Genomic DNA, 20,283 nt, shown 5'->3' on the forward strand with positions numbered 1-20,283 from the left:
AACGGGAACAGAAAGGAACATTTCAATGAAAACACTGGTCATAGTGGATGATGAGCCGTCTGTACTGAACGGTCTACGAAACTATGTGAACTGGGCAGCGCAGGGAATTGAGCTTATTGGAACAGCGGATGATGGGGATGCGGGACTCGAGCTGATCAAGGAGCTGAAACCGGATATCGTATTGACGGACGTGCAAATGCCGGCAATGGATGGAATCCGGATGGCAGCGGAGGTGCGCACCGTGCTGCCTTTCGCCAAGATTGTGTTCATTAGCGGGCATAATGACGCCGATTATTTGCGGTCTGCACTTCAGATCCATGCGGTAGATTACCTTCTGAAGCCCATACGCCGCAAAGAGCTTGCCGCTGTTATGGGCAAAGTTACAGAGTCGCTTGATGCAGAAGCCCGAGAACGAAGCCGGGTGAAAGAGATGCAGGTGAAACTGGCGCAGAGCCTGCCGCTGCTGCGGGAGAAGTTTCTTCTGTCCGTCATCAGCGACAGCATCCATCCGGCACATATCCGGGAGAAGCTGGAGTTCCTGGATTTGCCGCTGTTATCTGCAAGCGATTACATCATCATGGTTATTATGATTGATGACGTACCGCAAGTAATGGATACCCGGAGTGAACAGGACAAGCAACTGTTGTCCTATACGGTGCTGAATATTATTCAGGAATTAATCGACAAACAGATGAGGGGCATCACCTTTGAGAAGCAGCCCGGAGAATATGTAGGGATTCTGCTTACACCGGAGCTGAAGAAAGGGGATACCGATGAGACTGAGGAGACTGAGGAGCTTGAGGAGGATCAGTCCCCAGAGCAGGAGCTGCTCTTACTGGCGGAATCCATTCGCAGCAATCTGCGGCAATGGCTGAAGCTCAGCGTGACCATCGGGGTGGGCGAGGGAGTGAGCAGTCTGTCGGAGCTGCCGTTGTCCTATAAGCAGGCAAGAGGTGCGGCTGACCAGAAATGGTATCTGGGCAAAAACCGTATCCTGACTATGGATAAGCTGGAGACCGGTGATTATCTGCAGTACCGGTACGAAGCGGAGTGGGGTGAACGGGTGCTCTCGGCATTGAGATCGGGGGACTCAGAGCGGACATTGAGTGAGCTGGAGTGGATTTTTGCGCAGCTGGCGCAGAATCGCCGGCATGGTTCCCGTTACGCCCAGAACGTCAGTCTGCACCTGATCCTGCAGTCCGGGCAGGTCATGCTTGAGCTGAACGGGATGACAGAAGAGTGGGAGCAGAAGGAAATGGAGGCCTGGAAGCAGGTCATGCGCCAGGAAACGATGCGGGATTTGCTCCAGTATACCGCTGAATATCTGCAGGAGGTATGTGAGTACTCTCTTTTGAAGCGCAGTGGAAAGTCCAGTGACGTTATTGAACGGGTGCGCGTGCTGATCAGGCAGAGATATGCGGAGAATCTAAGCGCAGCCGACATCGCCGGAGGCGTATATCTCAGCCCTACCTATGTCCGGCTGCTGTTCAAGCAGGAAACTGGAGAAACCTTATTTGAATATCTAACCAAAGTGCGGATTGAACAGGCCAAAGAATTGCTGAAGAATCCACAGAATAAGTTGTACGAGGTCTGTTATGCGGTGGGCTATACCGATCCCAGCCACTTTAGCAAGCTGTTCAAAAAAATGACCGGAAGAACACCAAGTGCATTCAGGGAGCTGCATAAATGAGTATGGCGTCTGAAATCATGTTGGTACAAACCGGGCAGACCGGGAGGGCTACACGATGACAAAGTTCTGGGCATATCTTACCGGTTTAAGTCAGGGGATACTTGCTGCGAGAAAATGGCTATTTGCTTATGTCCTGCTCATTCTTCTACCCGTTTCCATTATGCTGGGCTCTTTCTATCAGCGCTCCAATGACATGCTGGAGAAAGAGGTGACCCGGACGATGCAGCTTACGCTGAAGCAAGCTGGCATGAACCTGTCCTATAAGCTGAACCATATCCGCGACAGCAGCAATTCTGTCTTCATGAACCAGATTCTGTATGACAACCTGCTGCAAAAAGATAAGATAACCGACCAGCTGGGACAGATCAAGGAGCTGCGTAATCTGGCCGAAACTGCCCAGGAGAATCAGGATATTTTCCGTCTGCGGTTTTTTGCCGAAGCTTCCAGGATATATGGTGGAGACCGGATTAATCTGTATCCGTTAACGGATATGAATAAGTACCCCTGGTATGAAGCTGTGAAGGAAGCTGGCGGGGGGATTGTCTGGACGGGGATATATCCGGAAGTTTATAACGATTTTGGCGAAAAGAATATTTTCTCAGCCGCCCGCCTGCTGCGTAACCCGCGGGACTACGAGGAAATTGTCGGGATACTGGTGATGGATATATCCGAAACCGTAGTGCAGGAGATTGTATCGGAGCTTCATTTCTCGGATCAATATACACCCTTCCTCCTGGACGGAGCCGGTAAGCTGATCTATGGAACAGATGAACCGGATCAGGGTGGGGATAGGGATGCAGAGGCAGGCTCGGGGAAAGCTGTGAATCCTCTTCCTGGAAAATTGCTTAACGAGATCGGCCATTCCGAAGAAGGAATTATCCAAAGAACTATTGGCCGCGACAACGTGAATGTGGTATACACCACTATTGGTACGACAGGCTGGAAGCTGGTGGCGCAGGTATCGGAAGCAGAGATTTCGCACCGTGCTACGGCGCTCAGCCAATTCACCAGTATTGCCACCCTGGCAGGAATTACAGTGATGTTTCTTGTTCTGGTGTTTGTGCTGCTGATGTTCATGATCCAAAGCATGCAGGGCCGGGTGAAGATGATCCTGCGGATGATTCGCAAGGAGGGCATCGGCTGGCTGGAGGATCGCCGGTCCTTGCCGGACGGGGATTTCCGGCTGCTGGAACGCAGCGTTGACCATCTGATCCATAAGGTCAACAACTTGATGGAAGAGTCTTATCAGGCGAAGATACAAGAACGGGAAGCCCAGCTGAGGACGCTGCAGGCACAGATTAATCCGCATTTTCTCTACAATGCCCTGGATATGATCAATTGGTCGGCCATCTCCCATGATGCGGAGGACACCAGCGAAATGATCGAAGCGCTGGCACAGTACTTCCGTCTAAGCCTGAACAAGGGCCGTGATAATGTCACCATTGCCGATGAATTAGAGTTGGCCCGGGTATTCCTGGAGATCCAGCAGAACCGTTTTCCGTCTACGTTCACGTTCTCTATCCAGGCGGAGTCTGGGCTCATGCCATATATCATCCCCAAATTGACATTACAGCCGCTGGTGGAGAATGCGCTGCTGCATGGCATCCGCAAGACGAAAAATAAGCAGGGAACGATAGAAATCTCGGCGAGTCTGGAGAATGGCGATGTTGTGCTGATTGTTAAAGATGACGGTATCGGTATGGACCCGGAGGAGGCTAAACGGCTGCTGCTCGAAACTGCCGGGCAACGGGCGGATGGATTGGAAGGGTCGTTCGGATTATACAATGTACATGAAAGAATCCGTTATTTTGCCGGGAACCGTTATGGTCTGTCTATCCATACCCAGCCTGGAAAGGGCACTGCCGTAACCATTACTGTCAAAGCAACCCGGGCGGAATAAACGCATCTGCATTTACAGTCGCCAGTGACCAGAAATAATCAGATTACCCTCTACTAGCCGGGCCCCCTTCCTCAGTATAATCAACTCACAAGCAAATGGAGGTGATTGAACTTGGGTGCAGGTGCCACGGAGTTGAACCCGAAGAGCAGAGCCGCGGCGGCCCGAAGCAGGTCCGCCAGCAAATGGAGGTTAGCCTGGAGAAACAGGGATTATTATATGCTGCTGCTACCCGGACTTTTGTTTCTGCTGCTCTTCAAATATACGCCTTTATATGGCGTGCTGATTGCCTTTCAGGACTTTAATATTTTTGACGGCATCCGAGGCAGTGAATGGGTGGGGATGGAGCAGTTCCACAAGCTGGTCCAGTCCGATGAGTTCGGACAGGTGTTCACGAACACGCTGTTGATCAGTGTGTATAAGATCGTATTGCTGTTTCCCGTTCCGATCGTCATCGCCCTGGTGCTGAATGAGGTCCGGCTGATGTTTTTCAAACGGACGATCCAGACGATTATCTATCTTCCGCATTTTCTGTCATGGGTTATTATATCGGGATTGTTCGTGACGATTCTCTCCACTTCCGGGGGGCTCGTCAACAATATCATTCAGTGGTTCGGCGGAGAGCCGGTCAGTTTCTTTGTCAGCAACCAGTATTTCCGTAGCCTGGTGGTCTTCACTGCTGGATGGAAGGAGGTAGGCTGGAATGCCATCGTCTTCATTGCCGCGATTGCCGGGATTGATCAGGAGCAATATGAAGCCGCTTCCATCGACGGGGCAGGCCGGATCCGCAGAATGCTGCATATCTCGCTTCCGGGGATCCTGCCTACGGTAGTGCTGATGTTCATTCTCCGCCTGGGCTCCGTGCTGGATGCCGGGACTGAACAGATTCTCACCATGTACAATCCGGTGGTCTACGAGACGGCTGATGTTATCGGTACCTTTGTTTACCGGATCGGTCTTGGCAAAATGGACTACAGCTTCAGTACAGCAGTCGGATTATTCAACTCCGTAGTAGGTTTTATCCTTATTGTCTCCGGCAATTATCTCAGCCGCAAGCTGCTGAAGCGCGGGATCTGGTGAGGAGGAAAGGAGCAGGACAACCATGACAAAACGGACCAAAGGGGATTTTTTACTGGATACCGGAGTGTATCTATTCCTGATTGCCATCGGACTCATTATGCTGCTGCCCCTGGCGAGTGTCTTCTCCAAATCGGTCAGCGAAGAGTGGGCAATTACCTCCGGCAAAGTCGGCATTCTGCCTGTAGGGTTCCAGCTCGACACCCTGATGCAGGTCATTTCCTCATCCCTGTTCATTCGGGCCTTCTGTATCTCCGTCGGTGTTACCGCTGTCGGCACGCTAATCTCCATCCTTATGACGGCGCTTACAGCCTATCCGTTATCCAAACGCAATCTGCCCGGCATTTCCTTCATTATGGTGCTGTTCATCTTCACGATGCTGTTCAGCGGCGGACTGATTCCCAATTATCTGCTGATGCGCCAGCTGCATCTGGTCAATAATCTGTGGGTGCTGATTCTTCCCGGAATGATTAGCGTATTCAATATGCTGGTGATCAAAAGCTACTATGAGAGCCTGCCTGAAGCCCTTGAGGAATCCGCACGGATTGACGGAGCCAAGACGTACACGATTTTGTTCCGGATCATCCTTCCGCTTAGTATGCCGGTGATTGCCACGATTGCGCTGTTCTACGCCGTTGGATATTGGAACGATTATTTTGGCCCGATGATCTACATTAATGACACCGCACTGAAGACACTGCAATTGTATCTGCAGGATGTGGTGATGGACGCAAACAGTGCGAATCTTACGAATAAAAGCGTAGACGATCTCATGAATATGTCTCCGGAAGGCATCCGCGCAGCAACAGTGGTCGCATCTACGGTGCCGATATTGCTCGTATATCCTTTTATGCAGAAGTATTTCATCAAAGGCGTGCTGATTGGCTCGGTAAAGGGCTGAACTGAGATTGCAGAACTTATGGGGAGGTTTATTTCATATGCTAAATAGAAAATGGCTGACACTGTTGCTGTCTGCAGGGCTCGTGGCATCGATAGCCGGTTGTGGTTCTTCCGGTAACACGAACAAAGAAGGGGCGGCGGGAAGTGCAGCGGAGCAAACGGCTGGCACGCAAACGGAGAGCGGGGCGAAGCCGGAGCTGAAGACACTTAATTTATGGTCGAAGGATGATTACAATACTTACACACTCGCTAAGGTGGTGGAGGAGAAAACCGGCTACAAGGTCAAATACGAGATGCTGCCGGCTGACAAGGCCATGGATAAGCTGAATCTGCTGATCTCCTCCGCTGAGCCTTACGATGTCATTACCATCTCGGGTGAAAAAGCGGTCTACACAGATTATGCCAAGATGGGTGCGCTTGTCGATCTGACCCCGCTGATTGACAAGTATGGCGAGAATATCAAAGCCTCGATCTCCCCCGAATCCTTTGAAGCTATGAAGGTGGACGGTAAAATATATGCCATTCCGAACCGGGCCTCCGAGTTTGCCGGCAGCAGTCTGATGATCCGCACGGATTGGCTGGATAATCTTGGTCTCAAAATGCCTACAACCCTGGATGAATTAACCTCCGTCCTGAAGGCTTTTAAGGACAAAGATCCGGGGGGCAACGGTGATAAAGGCGCTCCGCTCTCCATTGACGGCGCAATGGCTACGATGGTTAATGTGACCGGAGCTTTCGGCATCGCCACGAGCTGGAATGTAGTAGATGGTAAACTAGTTGCGACACCCGTGCATCCGGGGTTTAAAGACTATCTGAGCTATATGGCTGACCTGTATAAGCAAGGACTGCTGGACAAAGAATTTGCAGTGAATAAAGACGCTACGCTTAAGGAAAAGTTCACCAGCGGCCGGGTCGGCGTGATCCCGCTTGCCTGGTATGACATTCCGGGCATTGCAGATGCCCTGACCAAGAACTTTCCGGATGCCAAATATGCTTATGTTCCGGCGTTGAAGGGGAAGGATGGGCAAGCGGGTATAGGGATGAGTGGCGGCTTTGACCGGCTGACCTTTATTCCGAAATCCTCGAAGCACCCGGAGGACGCCATCAAGTGGATCAATGCCAAGCTGGACAAAGATACCTTCAAGCTGATCGCGATTGGCGAGGAAGGCAAGCATTTCACTTACAAAGATGGGGTGTATAGCCCGATTCTGCCGCTGTTTACGGATGAGCGCGGACTGGCGAGCAATTTTCTGACCGGAATTGATGAAAAGCTGTATCCCGTCTACTGGCAGGCCCGTGTGCAGAAAGACCCGCGTTTGTTCGCAGGCTTCACCTTCTTGAACAAGGAAATTCCTGCGGAATTCCGGATCTCGGATCCCTTGGCAATGGCTCCTTCCTTGCCGGAGTATTCCAAGAACAACGCATCGCTGAATCAGATGATCAATGATTTTGCTGTAAAAGTGATAGTTGGCGAGGAATCTGCCGATGCAGTGGCCGCATTCGTAGAGAAATACAATGCCGCCGGCGGAGAAGCCAGTGCCAAGGAAGTCAATGAGTGGTATGCATCCGTGAAGAAATAGTCAGGAGGGAAGCGCATGAACAGCTACAGAATGCGGAATAACGAAATTCCGCTCCAGGATTCCTGGGATGTCATTGTTGTCGGCGGAGGTCCATCCGGTTGCACTGCGGCTGCGGCTGCGGCGCGTGAAGGGGCGAAGACACTGTTGATTGAAGCCACTAGCAGCCTTGGGGGAATGGGAACCTCGGGACTTGTGCCGGCGTGGTGTCCATTCTCTGACATGGAATCGATCATCTATAGAGGCCTGGCGATGAAAGTATTTGAAACGTTGAAGGCGAAGATGCCGCATGTAAATAAGGATGCCATGGATTGGGTGCCCATTGAGCCTGAGAAGCTGAAGGTTGTCTACGATGAGCTGGTCCAAGGGGCGGGGGCAACAGTCCAGTTCATGACACAGCTGGGAGCGGTAGATACAGATGAGGATGGCAATGTTACAGCTCTGATTACAGCCAGCAAAAGCGGACTTCAGGCCTTGAAGGCCAAGGTGTATATTGACTGTACAGGTGATGCGGATGTTGCCGCATGGGCGGGAGCGGAGTATTTGAAAGGGGATACGGATACTGGTGAGCTGATGCCAGCTACACACTGCTTCACGCTGGGCAATGTGGATGAGTATGCGTACCTCCATGGACCGATGCTCCATAACAATAACAAAACCAGTCCGATTTATGATATCCTCAGCTCTGGCCAATATCCGCTGATCCCGGATGCGCATATCTGTAACAATATCATTGCACCCCGAACGGTTGGTTTCAATGCAGGACATTTGTGGGACGTGGACAATACAGATGTTATGTCCATATCGGAGGCACTGATGCAGGGACGTAAGCTGGCTGCAGCCTACAGGGATGCCCTTGCTGAATATCAGCCAGCCTCCTTCGGGAACTCATACGTAGCTAATACGGGATCATTGATGGGCGTGAGGGAGACACGGAGAATTACCGGAGATTATGTACTTAGTGTGGATGATTACGTCAACCGCCGCAGCTTCGCCGATGAAATATGCCGTAACAGCTATTTCATTGATATTCACGGAACCGAGAAGGAGGAGAAACAGGCCGGAGGCAAGCAGGAAGTGATTAAGCGATATGGTCCCGGGGAGTCCCATGGGATTCCCTACCGGTGTCTGACCCCCCGTTCGCTCAAAAATGTGCTGGTAGCCGGACGCTCCATTTCGTGCGTACGCGAAGTGCAGGGCAGCGTTAGAGTCATGCCTGTCTGTCTGGCAATGGGTGAGGCTGCCGGGATTGCTGCTGCCATGGCTTCTTTGCAACCCCTGCCTGACGTCCATACTGTAGACACGGTTTCCCTCCGCAGACGGTTAAGGGAGGAAGGGGCGTATCTGCCGCTCACGGAAGCAGAAGATAAGGCGACTGGAGCGGTGACAATCAAGAGTATAGGAGACAGCGGCGGGGCTCTTTACCATTAAGGATAAGTTCACTTGATGGATCGCTTGAGCTTGCGGTTCATTAGAATGGCGTTGATCTCACCGCCAGCCAGGATGATGATGGAGCTGATGTACAGCCAGATCAGCAGAACCATGACTCCACCGAGGCTGCCATAGGTCTCAGTGAAACTGCTGAACTGGTTGACATAGATGGAGAAGAGGGTAGAGGTTATGATCCAGCCGATGGTGGCAAACATCGCGCCGGGCATAACCTCTTTCAGTGTGAGCCTGCGGCTGGGGGCAATCCAGTATAGCAGGGTGAAGACAATGAACATGATGAACAGTGGAACGGCATATTGCAGCAAGTCCCATATTTTCTGAAAGCCGTAAGGCAGATCGACCAGCAGGAAGACCTGTGTTTTGAGCCAGGAGCCAAGCACCAGCAGCAAAATGCTGAGCAGCACCACAAACCCGATGAAAAGCGTGGCCAGAAAGGCAATACCGCGCACTTCCCAGAATACCCTGCTCTCCTCAATATCATAAGCGCGGTTAAGGCCTTTTATAATCGCGTTGATCCCCTTGGATGCTGCCCATAAGGTGGCCAGCATCCCAAAGGACAACAAGGCCTGGCTTCGGCCTTCGGCTACATCCTTCAGAATTTCTTCAATAATAGAGATTGCCTCGGCAGGCATGATCTGTTCCAGATCACGGATTTTGTCCTCCACCGAGATATGGGCATACCCAATCAGCGTCATAATGAAGATCAGAAAAGGGAAGAAGGACAGGATTAAATAGTAAGTAAGCTGTGCGCTAATCCCCTGAACATCATCAAGTTTAATCTTTTGATACAGCTGTTTGGAAAAGGAAAAGGCTCTTCCGGCGGTAGTGTTCTTCATAAGTCCCTCCTCTGCTTATCCTATAATATGCTTATCGCATATATTTAACTCAACTTCCCGGCCTGGAATCAGCAGGTGAGGCGGGAGAGAACATTCAGATTATCCTAAAACCGGAATCCTGATATTTTCCCAGAGTATTCTATTTTTAATTTTTGATCCCCGTAATGAAGGATATCATAGTATTTAAAAGTATAGTCGGGTTAAATACAGGCAGGTGCAGAAGATGTTCATGTGAAGAGCTTGACCCAAAGGAGAATGAGGATGAATTTAATGGAACCGGATTTCAAAAAGATCCGTAACTGGGTGTACCGCAATGCCCGGCTGGTTGACCTGGCAAGATGGAAGTTTCACTTCGAGGAAGGGACTGCAGACGCTGTGCTTGTTGCGTTATCGGCTTATCAGAATGAGGATGGCGGGTTCGCTCATGCACTGGAGGCAGATTCGTGGAACCCATGCTCCACGCCGATTCAGACAGCTAATGCCGTGGAGAAACTGCTGGAGATTCATTATGAGGATGGATCGCATCCAGTGATTCAAGGTATTCTACGTTATCTGGATAGTGGAGCTGAGATGGAGGGGAATACGTGGAGGAATGTGGTTGAGTCCAACAACCATTATCCGCATGCGCCATGGTGGCATACAAGCTCGAATAGTACGGCCCACAGTATGTTCAATCCAACAGCCATTTTGGCCGGATTCATCCTGAAGTATGCGGACAGAAGCAGCAGGCTTTATCATCAAGGGATGGATATTGCCAGGGAATTGAGTACAAATTTCCTTATGGACTCTGGTCTAGAGATGCATCCGCTTAAATGTGTCGTTACACTCCTCGAGTGTATCTCGGAGGCGGGGTTGCAGGAACAATTGCCCTATACTCAGCTTCAGGAAGCTGTATTGGAGCAAATCACAGTATTAATTAAGCGGGAAGCGGGAGAGTGGAGCGGCTACAGCTGCAGACCCTCGGTGTTTATCAAATCACCGGAAAGCCCGGGTTATGCTGGCAATGCCGCTCTTCTTCATGAGGAGCTGGACTATCTTCTTCAGACAAGAAATGAGGAAGGTATCTGGAATTTGACCTGGAGCTGGGGCGCCTTCGAACGGGAGTTCGCCATCAGTGAAAACTGGTGGAAGACGCATATCGTGATTGAGAATATGCTGCTTCTTCGCGCGTTTGGCCGTTATTAGCAGATGCACCCGATCGGATCTGGAGGAATTAGAGCTAGCCGGCCATAGATCCGATGATGGTACCCACCAAGCGATGAGGGAGTATTGACATGTTTCAATTTTCACCGGGGCCAAATTCACGGCGATTCTGATTTGCGGTTAAGCACTGTGCGCGTAAAGGCACAAACAACAACAGGAATTCCGTTGTTAAACGCATTATTCCCCGAAACGGTGCGGTTATGGCGCGCTATCCACCGTACTAGTAAGATTACGACAGCCCCCTATCCTCCTCACGAAGAAGGGACACTGCCTGATTCGGCGAATTCCTGCTCATAGATGGTCTGGACCTTCGCTAGAACGGCAGCGCTGTGGGCAGCGAACTTCAGCTCGGTGATCTGGTCCTTGACCAGAAAAACTCCAGCCAGTTTGCTGTGCTGGCCTAAGGCTGCATTGTATAGCAGTCCGGCGCCATGGCTGGGGTGGTGGAAGAAGAGCTTCATGATCGGCTTCAGCCAGAAGGGCAAGCCTGATCTTTTGCCGCTTCTAATGGTATTGTTCCCTCCCGGATCTGCGCTGCGGACCAGGATTCCTTCTGCTGCGAGCTGGGGTGCAAGCTCCCGAGTCCAGAGCGAGAGGGCCAGCTTGGAGGCTGCATACGGACCGAATAGCTTTTTAAATGCAGTGGGATGCTCCAGCATGTCCGGGTCAAATTGCTTCATTGTCATAAACGCATTAGATGAAGTGTTGACTACAGTTTTTAAATGTCCTTTTTGTAGAAGCTCTTTGAGCTCCATCGTAATCAAATACGGCGCCACGGTCTGGAGATCAAAATGCATTTCACGCCCTTGTCTGGAGTTACTTAGCTCGGGAAAGCTGCCGCCCGCATTGTTGAACAGCAGATCGATCTTCTGCTCTTTAGCTTTGATCTCATTCAAGGCATGTCTCAGTGCGGTGAAATCACTCAGGTCGGCTTTGTGGATCCGAAGCTGCCCGCTTTTCACTGCCCTGCTGATTAATGTATCGTCCGTTGGATAATTTGAACGGATCAAGGCGATGATCTGCCAGCCTTCACCCAGCATTTTGCGGGTCAATTCAAGTCCAATGCCGTTGTTCGCACCTGTGATAAGCGCTGTTCCGCGATACTGTTGTCCTGTAGTCATTTGTCATTCTCCTTTGATGTTAGTCCCAGTCTGCGTAACGGAGTTGCAGATCTGGCGGTTCATGCGCTTAGTGTATAACTTGGAGCCGACTCCAAGTCAAGCAGGGGATTTCACGCAAAACCAAGGTTGACTTGGAGCTGACTCCAGGTTATACAATAAAGAGACACAGTGAAAAATAACCGTGGAAGGTGATCCTATGAGCGAATCTGGTGCGAACTCCAGCGTAGATCTACTGCAAAGTTATTCCATTAAACAAACCTCGGAGCTTACAGGGATTACGGAGGATACAATACGGTATTACGAGAAAATTGGATTGCTGCCCCGGGCGCAGCGCAAGGGAAACAGCCACCGTATCTACAGCGACAACGATATTGAGACCATGAAGCTGATCACATGCCTCAAAAAAACTGGGATGTCACTGGATGATATGCGTCCTTACCTGGATCTGTCACTGGATTCCAATTTGTCTGAATACCCGGAACTGCATGCAATGATACGGAATCATAAGCAGAAAATATTGGATCAGATCGCATCCTTGCAACAGATTGTAGATCTGATTGACAGCAAAATGGACCAGGATTTTCTTGGGCCACAGGAATGTGAATTGACCGGAGATCAGAAGAAAATGCCTGTGCGCAGGACCATACGATAATATGCAGCAGGCTCCAGCCCACAGGTTGGGGCTTTTTTCATTGCCGGATTCGGACAGTCTGCTTAGAATGATAGGAATGAGTAAGATTACGTTTATGGGAGGAGTTACTAATGACACAACTGGTTTGCTCTCCGTCAAAATATATTCAGGGGAAAGGCGAACTCGCGCAGCTTGGACTCCATTGCTTACAGCTAGAAGCCAAGGGGGCTTATGCGATCATAGATCCCTATATTCTTTCTGTATACGGGCAGGAGATTGCAGACGGTTTCGATCGGGCTCAGCTCCCTTTGGTTCAGCGTGAATTCCGGGGAGAGTGTTCCATGGAGCAAGTTAATCAGATTGTGGCCGGACTTGATGCGGGCATTAGTGTGATTGTCGGCATCGGTGGAGGGAAAACCCTGGATACGGCAAAAGCGGTCAGCCACTTTTCGGGATTGCCAATGGTCCTCGTGCCAACAGTTGCCTCCACGGATGCGCCCTGCAGCGCCTTGTCTGTACTGTATTCGGAGGATGGGCAATTGGACCATTATCTGCACTTGCGGCGCAGTCCGGATGTGGTGGTTGCCGATGTGGATATCATCGCCAAGGCTCCGGCCAGGCTGCTCGCTGCAGGTATGGGCGATGCTCTGTCGACTTATTATGAAGCCAGAGCCTGCCGGCGCTCAGGCGCGGTTACTGAGGCGGGAGGAAAAGGCACCATTGCTGCCTTCGTTCTGGCGGGTGCTTGCCGTGATACTCTGCTGGCCTATGGGGCAGAAGCGCTTCGGGATTGCCGGGAAGGTATCGGCTCTGAGGCTCTTGGATTCATTGTGGAAGCCAATATTTATCTCAGCGGCATCGGTTTTGAGAGCGGCGGATTAGCTGCAGCGCATGCTATCCATAATGGACTTACGATACTGGAGGAATGCCGGCATGTGCTGCATGGGGAGAAGGTCGCGTTCACAACGCTCGTGCAGCTGATGCTTGAGGAGGCACCGGAAGAAGAGATCCTTGAGGTAATCTCTTTTTGCCGGATGGCGGGCCTGCCCTTAACCCTAAGTCAACTGGGGTTGTCCGGTATAACGGGAGAGCGGCTTATGAATGCTGCTGAAGCCAGCTGTGCGGAAGACGGACCGATGGGCAATATGCCTTTTACTGTGACTCCGCAGCAGGTACTCAATGCTATTTTTGCAGCGGATCGGCGTGGACTGCAAGCCCTGGCTGGGGATTGTTAATAATTGCGTAGCTGTTCTGTACATATTTATCCTCCGGGTTCCAAACAATGAGAACAATGGTTGTAGAACTCGAAGGAGGATTTCCTGATGAATAAAGGCTATCGTTTGGTTAAAGGCACTATGATATGTCTTATTGCTTCTGTAGTGATACTAACTGGCCAGTGCTTCGCTGTGACGCTTGCTCACGGCAAGGAAGCCGTCCAAGACCAGTACAGGGGGCAGGAACGCTCAAGCTTTCTGCTGACGAATCCCGTTCCACCGAGTGGCGCCGGAAATACACATGCTCAGCCGGCAGAGAATGTTTCTGGGCATAGGCGTGTAGCGATCATTATTGATGATTTTGGCAACGGGTTGCGGGGGACGGACGAAATGTTCAAGCTTCCTGTTAAGTTTACAGTGGCGGTTATGCCGTTTCTTCCGACATCAGAGAGGGACGCGAGGCGTGCCCATGACCGTGGGCTTGATGTGTTAGTGCATTTGCCCATGGAACCGAACAAAGGCAAGCCGGAATGGCTGGGGCCGGGAGCCGTACTGACACGGATGAGTGATACGGAGGTCCGCCAGCGGGTAGAGGCAGCACTGGATAATGTTCCATTTGCCATCGGGGTGAATAACCACATGGGCTCCAAAGTGACCGGTGATGAGCGGGTGATGGGCATTATCCTGAGTGTATGCAAGGAGCGGGGGCTGTTCTTTGTCGACAGCCATACCAACTACCGTTCGATTGCCGGGAGAATGGCCAGGGAGATGGGGCTTCCTCCGGTAGAGAATCACATTTTTCTGGATGATGTTCATACCTCTGAACATGTGGCCAAGCAAATGCGGCTGGTGCAGGAAAGGGCAGTGAATCAAAAATATTGTGTCACCATCGGACATGTCGGCATTCAGGGAAAAGAAACCGCTGCAGGCATCCGCAGCGGCATTGCTGAACTGAAAGATAGTGTTGAATTTGTAGGCATCTCCGATCTGGTCAAGGACCAGTGGAAATGGAATTCCAGTCTCACACTTCCATAAGATAGGCGGCAATGCCGCCGGCGATGGCTTCGGCAATGTCCTCCTGGCCTTTCGGGCTGCACAGCTTGGCCCTGTCGTCTGCATTGCTAATGAATCCCGCCTCAACGATAACCGTTGTGGCGGTTATTTTGTTGAGCAGATAGAAGGGTTTGCCGGCCCTAGGCGCTTTCTTAACATCGTAAAGCTGGTTCAAATGGTCTTGAATGGATCTTGCGAGCAGGAAGCTGCGGCCTTCCTGGCGATATAGCACCAGTGGACCTTGCTTCGAAGGAGATGGAGCCCAGTTGATGTGAATACTGACGACTACGTTTGCCGGCAGGGTCTCGGCCAGCTCTTTGCGCTGCGCCAGATCACGCAAATGCCGGGAGGAGCTGCGCAGCCAGCGGTTCTCGTCACTGGGCGCATAATCCCCGGTCCGGTTCAGAATGGCGTCAAAGCCATCACTGCGCAGCAGGAGGAACAGACGGCGGGATATCGCCAGCGTAATATCCTTTTCCAGGATGTTGCCATACGAGGTGCCGCCATCAATCCCCCCGTGTCCCGCGTCAATTAGAATGATCCGCTGGTCGTGGCCCAGCATTTGATGACGTTCCGGCTTCCCGCCGACCTGTGAAGGTTCTATTAGGGCCGGTCGCGCTCCCGCAGCCGTTCCTGTAAATAGTGACATCAGTAGACCGGCATACGTCAAAAGCAGCCATACACGCCGTGTCTGTGTCAGATAGTCGCCTGTTCTCGGCAGAATTTTCAAGTGAAATGAGCTTCTCAAGGGAATAACCTCCTTATCCGGGACGGGTCATGGGGATGGATACTTTGATAGATTGTGCCACAGCAGTCAAGGCTATACGGAAAAACGTACAAAAGGTTTAACACAGGTCCTTTTGGAGCAGACTAGCAGCATGGAGCTTGTGGCAGAGACATAGGAATTCCCGTTCAGGGAAACAGGAGGTGAACCGTATGGCTTCCGGGGGTGATGATCTGGTGAAGTATATTACGGAGAAGGTAGTCGTCTACATGGAAGATCCGCGGGCCAGCAGGGAACGCAGAAAGGCTGAGAAACAGCCCTGGGCGGAAAAATGGTTCGGTATGCTCCCGCTTGGCTGGTCCATGTGGCGCAGCAAGTGGACGCGCAGCAGCAGGAAATAAAGCCAGGCGCGGCTTTATTCGCTGAAATGGATTCAACACTAAGAGACACTGAAGGAAAATACGTTTCAGCCTTATATAACATACGTTAAAGCAAAGAACCTTCCTATGCCTATTCCAGACAAGGGAAGGTTCTTTGCAGTGCATCGCGGCACTAAACTTATTTAGAGGCCGGAACTGCTTGTGCTGCAACAGAGGCGACCCCTAGTGCAGCACTTCCCGAAGAGGGAAGCTTGTGCAAGGTTCCGCTACGCTGAAGCATGTCAAGGGGGAGATACCGTCTGCCGTCCGGGCCGGAAGCGGCGTATAGAATGCCAGGGCTTCCGTTAGCCGGATTGCTCCTGGCGGCAGGTCGCCAGCGCTGAAAGCCGGTAACCATAAAGGGAGCCCCATATACGTCGTTCCGGCCCCGGGACTGGAAGGCAAGACTGCTGCCTGAGGCCAGAGTCAGAGTGAGTTGGTCCACGTTAAGTGTAGGTAGTGGTGGTGCCGACAGCCATAACAAGTCAGCATACGGATCATCCTGCCCTTCGGTCCGGTAGACAGGAAGAGGAGAACGGTCAACATCCAGGCTGGATATTGTGCTGATTCCGGCAGTATTGCCATGTAGAACATCATCTGCATGGCTGGAACTCCAAGGCAGAACCTGTAACAAGGATGCATTAATATACATGATTTTACTGTCTATTGTTAATTTCCATACGGGCAGCAGGGGTGCGTAGAGCGCAGTGAGTTCAATCTTTCCGGAATAATGGACTGGGATAAGTTCCTGCTGCACCAGGAACTGGCGCAGATCTTGCAAGCTGTAGGGGAGGCCGTAGCTGCCGGCTCCGTATTCACTGAGCATATAACCGCCTTGTTCTGCAGCGGTGATAATCAAATAGCCAATTCGCTGCTCTCCATTCATCACATTAACCAGCCAGCTATGGGTTCCCGGTCCAAGGGGGAAATACTCAGTCCCGGCGTTGCTCCAGCTGGTGAAGGGAGGATCGGCGGACAGCTTGCGAATGGTCGTACTTGCGAAATCCTGCAGGGATTCCGGTGAGGTAACGGGTTTCATCGCAATTAAAGGCCAATTGGTTGTGGAGACTGCTTGCGTGACAGTTACCCGGGTTCCTGTGGCTGACAGCTCCGAAGGAAATGCAGAGCTAGCCGAGAACAGCATTATACTGAGACACAGGCAGAGGAGAAGGCGCCCGCGGTGTCCGGGAGCGTCCTTCTGCCTAGCTTTTATCTTCATTTGGCGTTCACCTTTCTTCACTGATGTACTGAATTTATTGTAGAGGACAAGCTCTGAAAAGGCTGTTGCTTGCTGTCGCGCTGGTGTGCGGGAATTCCACTGTTTTTTTGCCTGCTTTTAGCGAGCAGGGTCGCATCTTATGTGCTGCGCAGATGGAACAGGCCATAGGTCACGGCAGATACTGCAATCTGCGGCTCATACTGCCAGGTGGTCTCCTTACGCCGGCGGTTGTACTGCTCAAGGATCGCCAGCCGTTTCTCTTCATCCAGCTCCTTGAGCAGCTCCTCGTAATAGATATCCACTATGCTTAGTTCCAACTGCAGCCGTTCACGTGCTTCTTCGGCCCAGGTGTAATCCAGCAGCGCCAGCTTTGAAGTCAGATAACCCTCCAGCCGGTCTGCCCCAGCAGCAATGTTCAGCTCAGATGGTTGAATGTGAATATTCTCCGGCAAACGCGGCGTTAATTCACGTGATCCCAGCTTGGCCTCGAAGTCAGGGACAATAAGCCCCGAGGTGAGCGAGACACCAATGAAATGCAGTTCCTCGCGCTTCAGATCACAGCTCATCTCCACCTTGTAGCAGACGGCAAGCCACGGTTCATAGGCAGCCGAGAGCAAGGTTAAGCGCTGCCTGCCACCGGGATCCTCGAACAGCTGCAGGCATTTGCCTTCCTCCCGGGCAGCTGACCAGATCTGTCCCAGGCGCTTGCTGCCGTAGGTGACGTCCTCGCGCCTGATCATCCCCGGGCCGATCCGGGGGAGCGGCGGAACGAACCCGAAGAAGCGGGAAAGGATGCTGTCCTGCGGATCAGCTGTACCCCCCGGCGGTGCTCCAGCCGCCGGGCCGATCCCTGAGCCGGCGCTTAGCTCCGCGCCGGCTTCTATCCCGGCCGCGCCCGCTCCGGCCGGCAGTCCCGCCGCGGCTGTGCGGTCTCCCGCTCCGCGCGGCTGTCTTACTGGCGGTGCTGCCTGCGCGGCTGCCGCCAGATGATCGTACTTCTCCGGATCGAAGACGAAAGTGAACGACAGCGTTTCCGGGGGGGCGCCCGTCCGCTCGACGAACCCCCAATAATAAGGCCGCTCCGTGAGCATGCGGTCCGCGCGAGGTGAGAGCTTCACCGTCACATGCAGGGGTGACACTTCGATCATCGAGCACTCTGTAGCCTCCAGATAATCCATGACTTGCTTGCGCACTTCCTGTGGCGTGAGTGTCATGCCCCGGCCTCGCTTTCGCCTTGAACCCCATGGGTCAGCTCGCTCAGCGATTCACCGATATGGTCCAGCCCGCTGCGCAGCTCCTCGTCGCTGCGGGCTTCGAGCATGATCTTATACAGGCTTTTTTCCAGTGATTCCTTCTTCTCGAAGCGTTCCAGAATGACGTCCAGTCCTCCGATGACCATCTCGAACATATTGATCTTCTCATGCAGCAGATGGAGAATATGCTCCTCAATGGTGCCTTCAGTTGAAAGATTGTAGATCACCACATCATTCTCCTGCCCCAGCCGGTGCACCCGGCCAATCCGCTGCTCCACCCGCATCGGGTTCCAGGGCAGATCGAAATTGATCATATGGTGGCAGAACTGCAGGTTGATGCCCTCGCCGCCGGCTTCGGTGGCAATCATCACCTGGGCGCGGCCGCGGAATAAGTCCATCATCCAGTCTTTTTTGCCCCGGTTCATGCCGCCGGAGTAAGTTACACACTGGAGACCGTGATCCCGGAAGTATTGAAGCAGGTACTCCTGAGTAGCCCGGTATTCAGTGAAGACGATCACCTTCTCGTTCATTTCCCGGATCAGCTCCATGGTTTTCTCCGCTTTTGTATTCGTTTTGACGGTGCGGAGGATCTGGAGCAGCTCCATCATCCGCTCGCGTTTTGGCGAGTCGGCCGGGAGCTTCTTGATCAGGTTGACCAGGGTTATAAAAACAGCATCCCGGCTGCTGCACACCTCGCGCTGCAGAGTAACCAGAGAGAGCATGCTGCTGAGATTGCCGCCCGATTCCTGATACTGGTCTTTGACAAAGGCCGTAACTCCGTCATATAATACTTTTTCCTCCGGTGAGAGCGTGAGCGGTATATTCTTTACTTTTCGCTTCGTGAAAGTCACCGGGCCTTCGCCGCGGCGGTTGCGGATCATGACTTTGGATAGCTCGCCCCGCAGTTGAACCTCGTTCTTCGGCTGGCGCTTGTCTACCACGAAATTGGTGGCAAAATCCCCCTGATTACCAAGCTGGCCCGGCTTTAGCAGTGTGATCAGATTAAACAGCTCGCCGAGATCATTCTGCACCGGTGTGGCAGTGAGCAGAAGGCAGTATTTTTTGCGCAGCTGCTGGACGAAGAGATAATTGGTTGATTTCTTGTTCTTGAGTTTATGGGCTTCATCGATAATAAGCATGTCGTATTCTTGATTCAGCAACAGTTCCTTATGCGGGTCCCGCTTGGCGGTATCCATAGAGGCGACAACGATATGGTTGTCCCAGGAGTAGGTCTTTTTTTGGGCAATAGCAGATATACCGAATTTGGTATTCAACTCACGCACCCATTGAAGCACCAGTGAAGCTGGTACAAGAATGAGGACCTTGGTCACAAGTCCCCGAACAAGATATTCCTTCAGCACGAGCCCGGCTTCAATGGTCTTGCCAAGTCCGACCTCATCGGCGAGAATGGCGCGTCCGGACATTTGGAACAGTACTTTATGAGCGGTATCGAGCTGGTGGGGGAGAGGGGACAGACCGGACAGATGCTTCATGCACTGAAGCTCATCAAAGCTGGTTACAAGCCCTGATTTTTCACCTTGAATGGCTAACCGGGACAGCCTCCAATTTCCCCAAGGTCCGCCTTTCTCCAGCCTCGACTCCAGATCATCCAGCCAGTTCCGGTCGAATGACAGAGGGACAGGCAGCAGCGTTTCGTGGGCCAGATCCTTTTCGGGTAACGGGTTACGGAATAATTGCGTCATGTTGCAGCCTCCTCCGGCGCTTGGTTCATAGCGAAATGTGTAGCAGTAGTATGCTCTTAAAAGAGAGAATTCATAACCTGCTATTTTCGGTCCGATGCTGTAAAATAGCGAGCAAGCGGGAGTAAATGTGCCATCTTTTGCCGATATTTCGCTGAGAGGCTCCTATTTTCGAAAAAGACCTTCTACACAATATGTGGTATAGTTGAAAAGCTGATTGACACAATATATTGTTACAAATGCTTGAAAGTTTGATTAATCCGGGCGTTTTTCGGTTATTTTTTATTGACAAGGGAAAGTTTCTGCGTGCAAGTCTGGTG

Annotated in this window: 17 protein-coding genes; 11 read left to right on the forward strand and 6 right to left on the reverse strand. The window is 51.9% G+C overall.

Going from position 1 to position 20,283, the window contains the following annotated elements:
* Nucleotides 1–25: 25 nt before the first annotated feature.
* The 6 genes from AC0MA3_RS12130 (at nt 26) to AC0MA3_RS12155 (ending at nt 8,572) form a co-directional block, all read left to right on the forward strand.
* A complete protein-coding gene (locus tag AC0MA3_RS12130; RefSeq protein ID WP_474656386.1) occupies nt 26–1,690 on the forward strand; it encodes a response regulator transcription factor in 1,665 nt (554 codons plus the stop codon).
* A gap of 55 nt (nt 1,691–1,745) precedes the next feature.
* Nucleotides 1,746–3,590, forward strand: a complete 1,845-nt coding sequence (locus AC0MA3_RS12135) for a cache domain-containing sensor histidine kinase (RefSeq protein WP_474656387.1) — start codon at nt 1,746–1,748, stop codon at nt 3,588–3,590.
* A gap of 216 nt (nt 3,591–3,806) precedes the next feature.
* On the forward strand, nt 3,807–4,667 hold the full coding sequence (locus AC0MA3_RS12140; protein WP_379154205.1) for an ABC transporter permease: 861 nt from the start codon (nt 3,807–3,809) through the stop codon (nt 4,665–4,667).
* A 22-nt stretch (nt 4,668–4,689) separates the two neighbouring features.
* Nucleotides 4,690–5,565 (forward strand): carbohydrate ABC transporter permease, encoded by an 876-nt coding sequence (locus tag AC0MA3_RS12145; RefSeq protein ID WP_379153694.1) that lies wholly within the window; start codon nt 4,690–4,692, stop codon nt 5,563–5,565.
* Nucleotides 5,566–5,602: 37 nt separating this feature from the next.
* Nucleotides 5,603–7,144: an extracellular solute-binding protein gene (locus AC0MA3_RS12150; protein ID WP_474656388.1), complete on the forward strand. Its 1,542-nt coding sequence runs from the start codon at nt 5,603–5,605 to the stop codon at nt 7,142–7,144.
* Nucleotides 7,145–7,159: 15 nt separating this feature from the next.
* Nucleotides 7,160–8,572: an FAD-dependent oxidoreductase gene (locus AC0MA3_RS12155; protein ID WP_474656389.1), complete on the forward strand. Its 1,413-nt coding sequence runs from the start codon at nt 7,160–7,162 to the stop codon at nt 8,570–8,572.
* 8 nt (nt 8,573–8,580) lie between these two features.
* Here AC0MA3_RS12155 and AC0MA3_RS12160 read toward each other — a convergent pair whose 3' ends face one another.
* Nucleotides 8,581–9,426: a YihY/virulence factor BrkB family protein gene (locus AC0MA3_RS12160; protein ID WP_474656390.1), complete on the reverse strand. Its 846-nt coding sequence runs from the start codon at nt 9,424–9,426 to the stop codon at nt 8,581–8,583.
* Between the two features lie 261 nt (nt 9,427–9,687).
* Here AC0MA3_RS12160 and AC0MA3_RS12165 point away from each other — a divergent pair, with 261 nt between their 5' ends.
* Nucleotides 9,688–10,611: a hypothetical protein gene (locus AC0MA3_RS12165; protein ID WP_474656391.1), complete on the forward strand. Its 924-nt coding sequence runs from the start codon at nt 9,688–9,690 to the stop codon at nt 10,609–10,611.
* A 269-nt stretch (nt 10,612–10,880) separates the two neighbouring features.
* Here AC0MA3_RS12165 and AC0MA3_RS12170 read toward each other — a convergent pair whose 3' ends face one another.
* Nucleotides 10,881–11,750 (reverse strand): SDR family NAD(P)-dependent oxidoreductase, encoded by an 870-nt coding sequence (locus AC0MA3_RS12170; RefSeq protein ID WP_474656392.1) that lies wholly within the window; start codon nt 11,748–11,750, stop codon nt 10,881–10,883.
* A gap of 196 nt (nt 11,751–11,946) precedes the next feature.
* Between AC0MA3_RS12170 and AC0MA3_RS12175 the strand changes: the two genes are divergently transcribed.
* From AC0MA3_RS12175 to AC0MA3_RS12185, 3 genes are all read left to right on the forward strand, one after another.
* Nucleotides 11,947–12,402, forward strand: coding sequence for a MerR family transcriptional regulator (locus AC0MA3_RS12175; RefSeq protein ID WP_379153680.1), 456 nt, complete (start codon nt 11,947–11,949; stop codon nt 12,400–12,402).
* A 110-nt stretch (nt 12,403–12,512) separates the two neighbouring features.
* A complete protein-coding gene (locus AC0MA3_RS12180) occupies nt 12,513–13,616 on the forward strand; it encodes a glycerol dehydrogenase (protein WP_474656393.1) in 1,104 nt (367 codons plus the stop codon).
* An 87-nt stretch (nt 13,617–13,703) separates the two neighbouring features.
* On the forward strand, nt 13,704–14,630 hold the full coding sequence (locus AC0MA3_RS12185; RefSeq protein ID WP_474656394.1) for a divergent polysaccharide deacetylase family protein: 927 nt from the start codon (nt 13,704–13,706) through the stop codon (nt 14,628–14,630).
* Here the strand turns inward: AC0MA3_RS12185 and AC0MA3_RS12190 are convergent.
* Entirely contained in the window at nt 14,617–15,396 is a 780-nt protein-coding gene (locus AC0MA3_RS12190) for an N-acetylmuramoyl-L-alanine amidase (protein ID WP_474656395.1), read from the reverse strand. The two genes, AC0MA3_RS12185 and AC0MA3_RS12190, sit on opposite strands and share 14 nt — an antisense overlap.
* Nucleotides 15,397–15,584: 188 nt before the next feature.
* Between AC0MA3_RS12190 and AC0MA3_RS12195 the strand changes: the two genes are divergently transcribed.
* Nucleotides 15,585–15,773, forward strand: a complete 189-nt coding sequence (locus AC0MA3_RS12195) for a YqzE family protein (protein WP_379153671.1) — start codon at nt 15,585–15,587, stop codon at nt 15,771–15,773.
* A gap of 157 nt (nt 15,774–15,930) precedes the next feature.
* Here AC0MA3_RS12195 and AC0MA3_RS12200 read toward each other — a convergent pair whose 3' ends face one another.
* From AC0MA3_RS12200 to AC0MA3_RS12210, 3 genes are all read right to left on the reverse strand, one after another.
* Nucleotides 15,931–17,010 (reverse strand): hypothetical protein, encoded by a 1,080-nt coding sequence (locus AC0MA3_RS12200; RefSeq protein WP_474656396.1) that lies wholly within the window; start codon nt 17,008–17,010, stop codon nt 15,931–15,933.
* A 137-nt stretch (nt 17,011–17,147) separates the two neighbouring features.
* A complete protein-coding gene (locus AC0MA3_RS12205; RefSeq protein ID WP_379153667.1) occupies nt 17,148–18,224 on the reverse strand; it encodes a YqhG family protein in 1,077 nt (358 codons plus the stop codon).
* The gene (locus AC0MA3_RS12210; RefSeq protein WP_379153665.1) at nt 18,221–19,966 is read right to left on the reverse strand and encodes a DEAD/DEAH box helicase; all 1,746 of its coding nucleotides are present in this window, start codon (nt 19,964–19,966) and stop codon (nt 18,221–18,223) included. Before AC0MA3_RS12210 ends, AC0MA3_RS12205 begins: the two co-directional genes overlap by 4 nt.
* Nucleotides 19,967–20,283: the final 317 nt, after the last annotated feature.

Source organism: Paenibacillus sp. LS-5, from assembly GCF_056121505.1.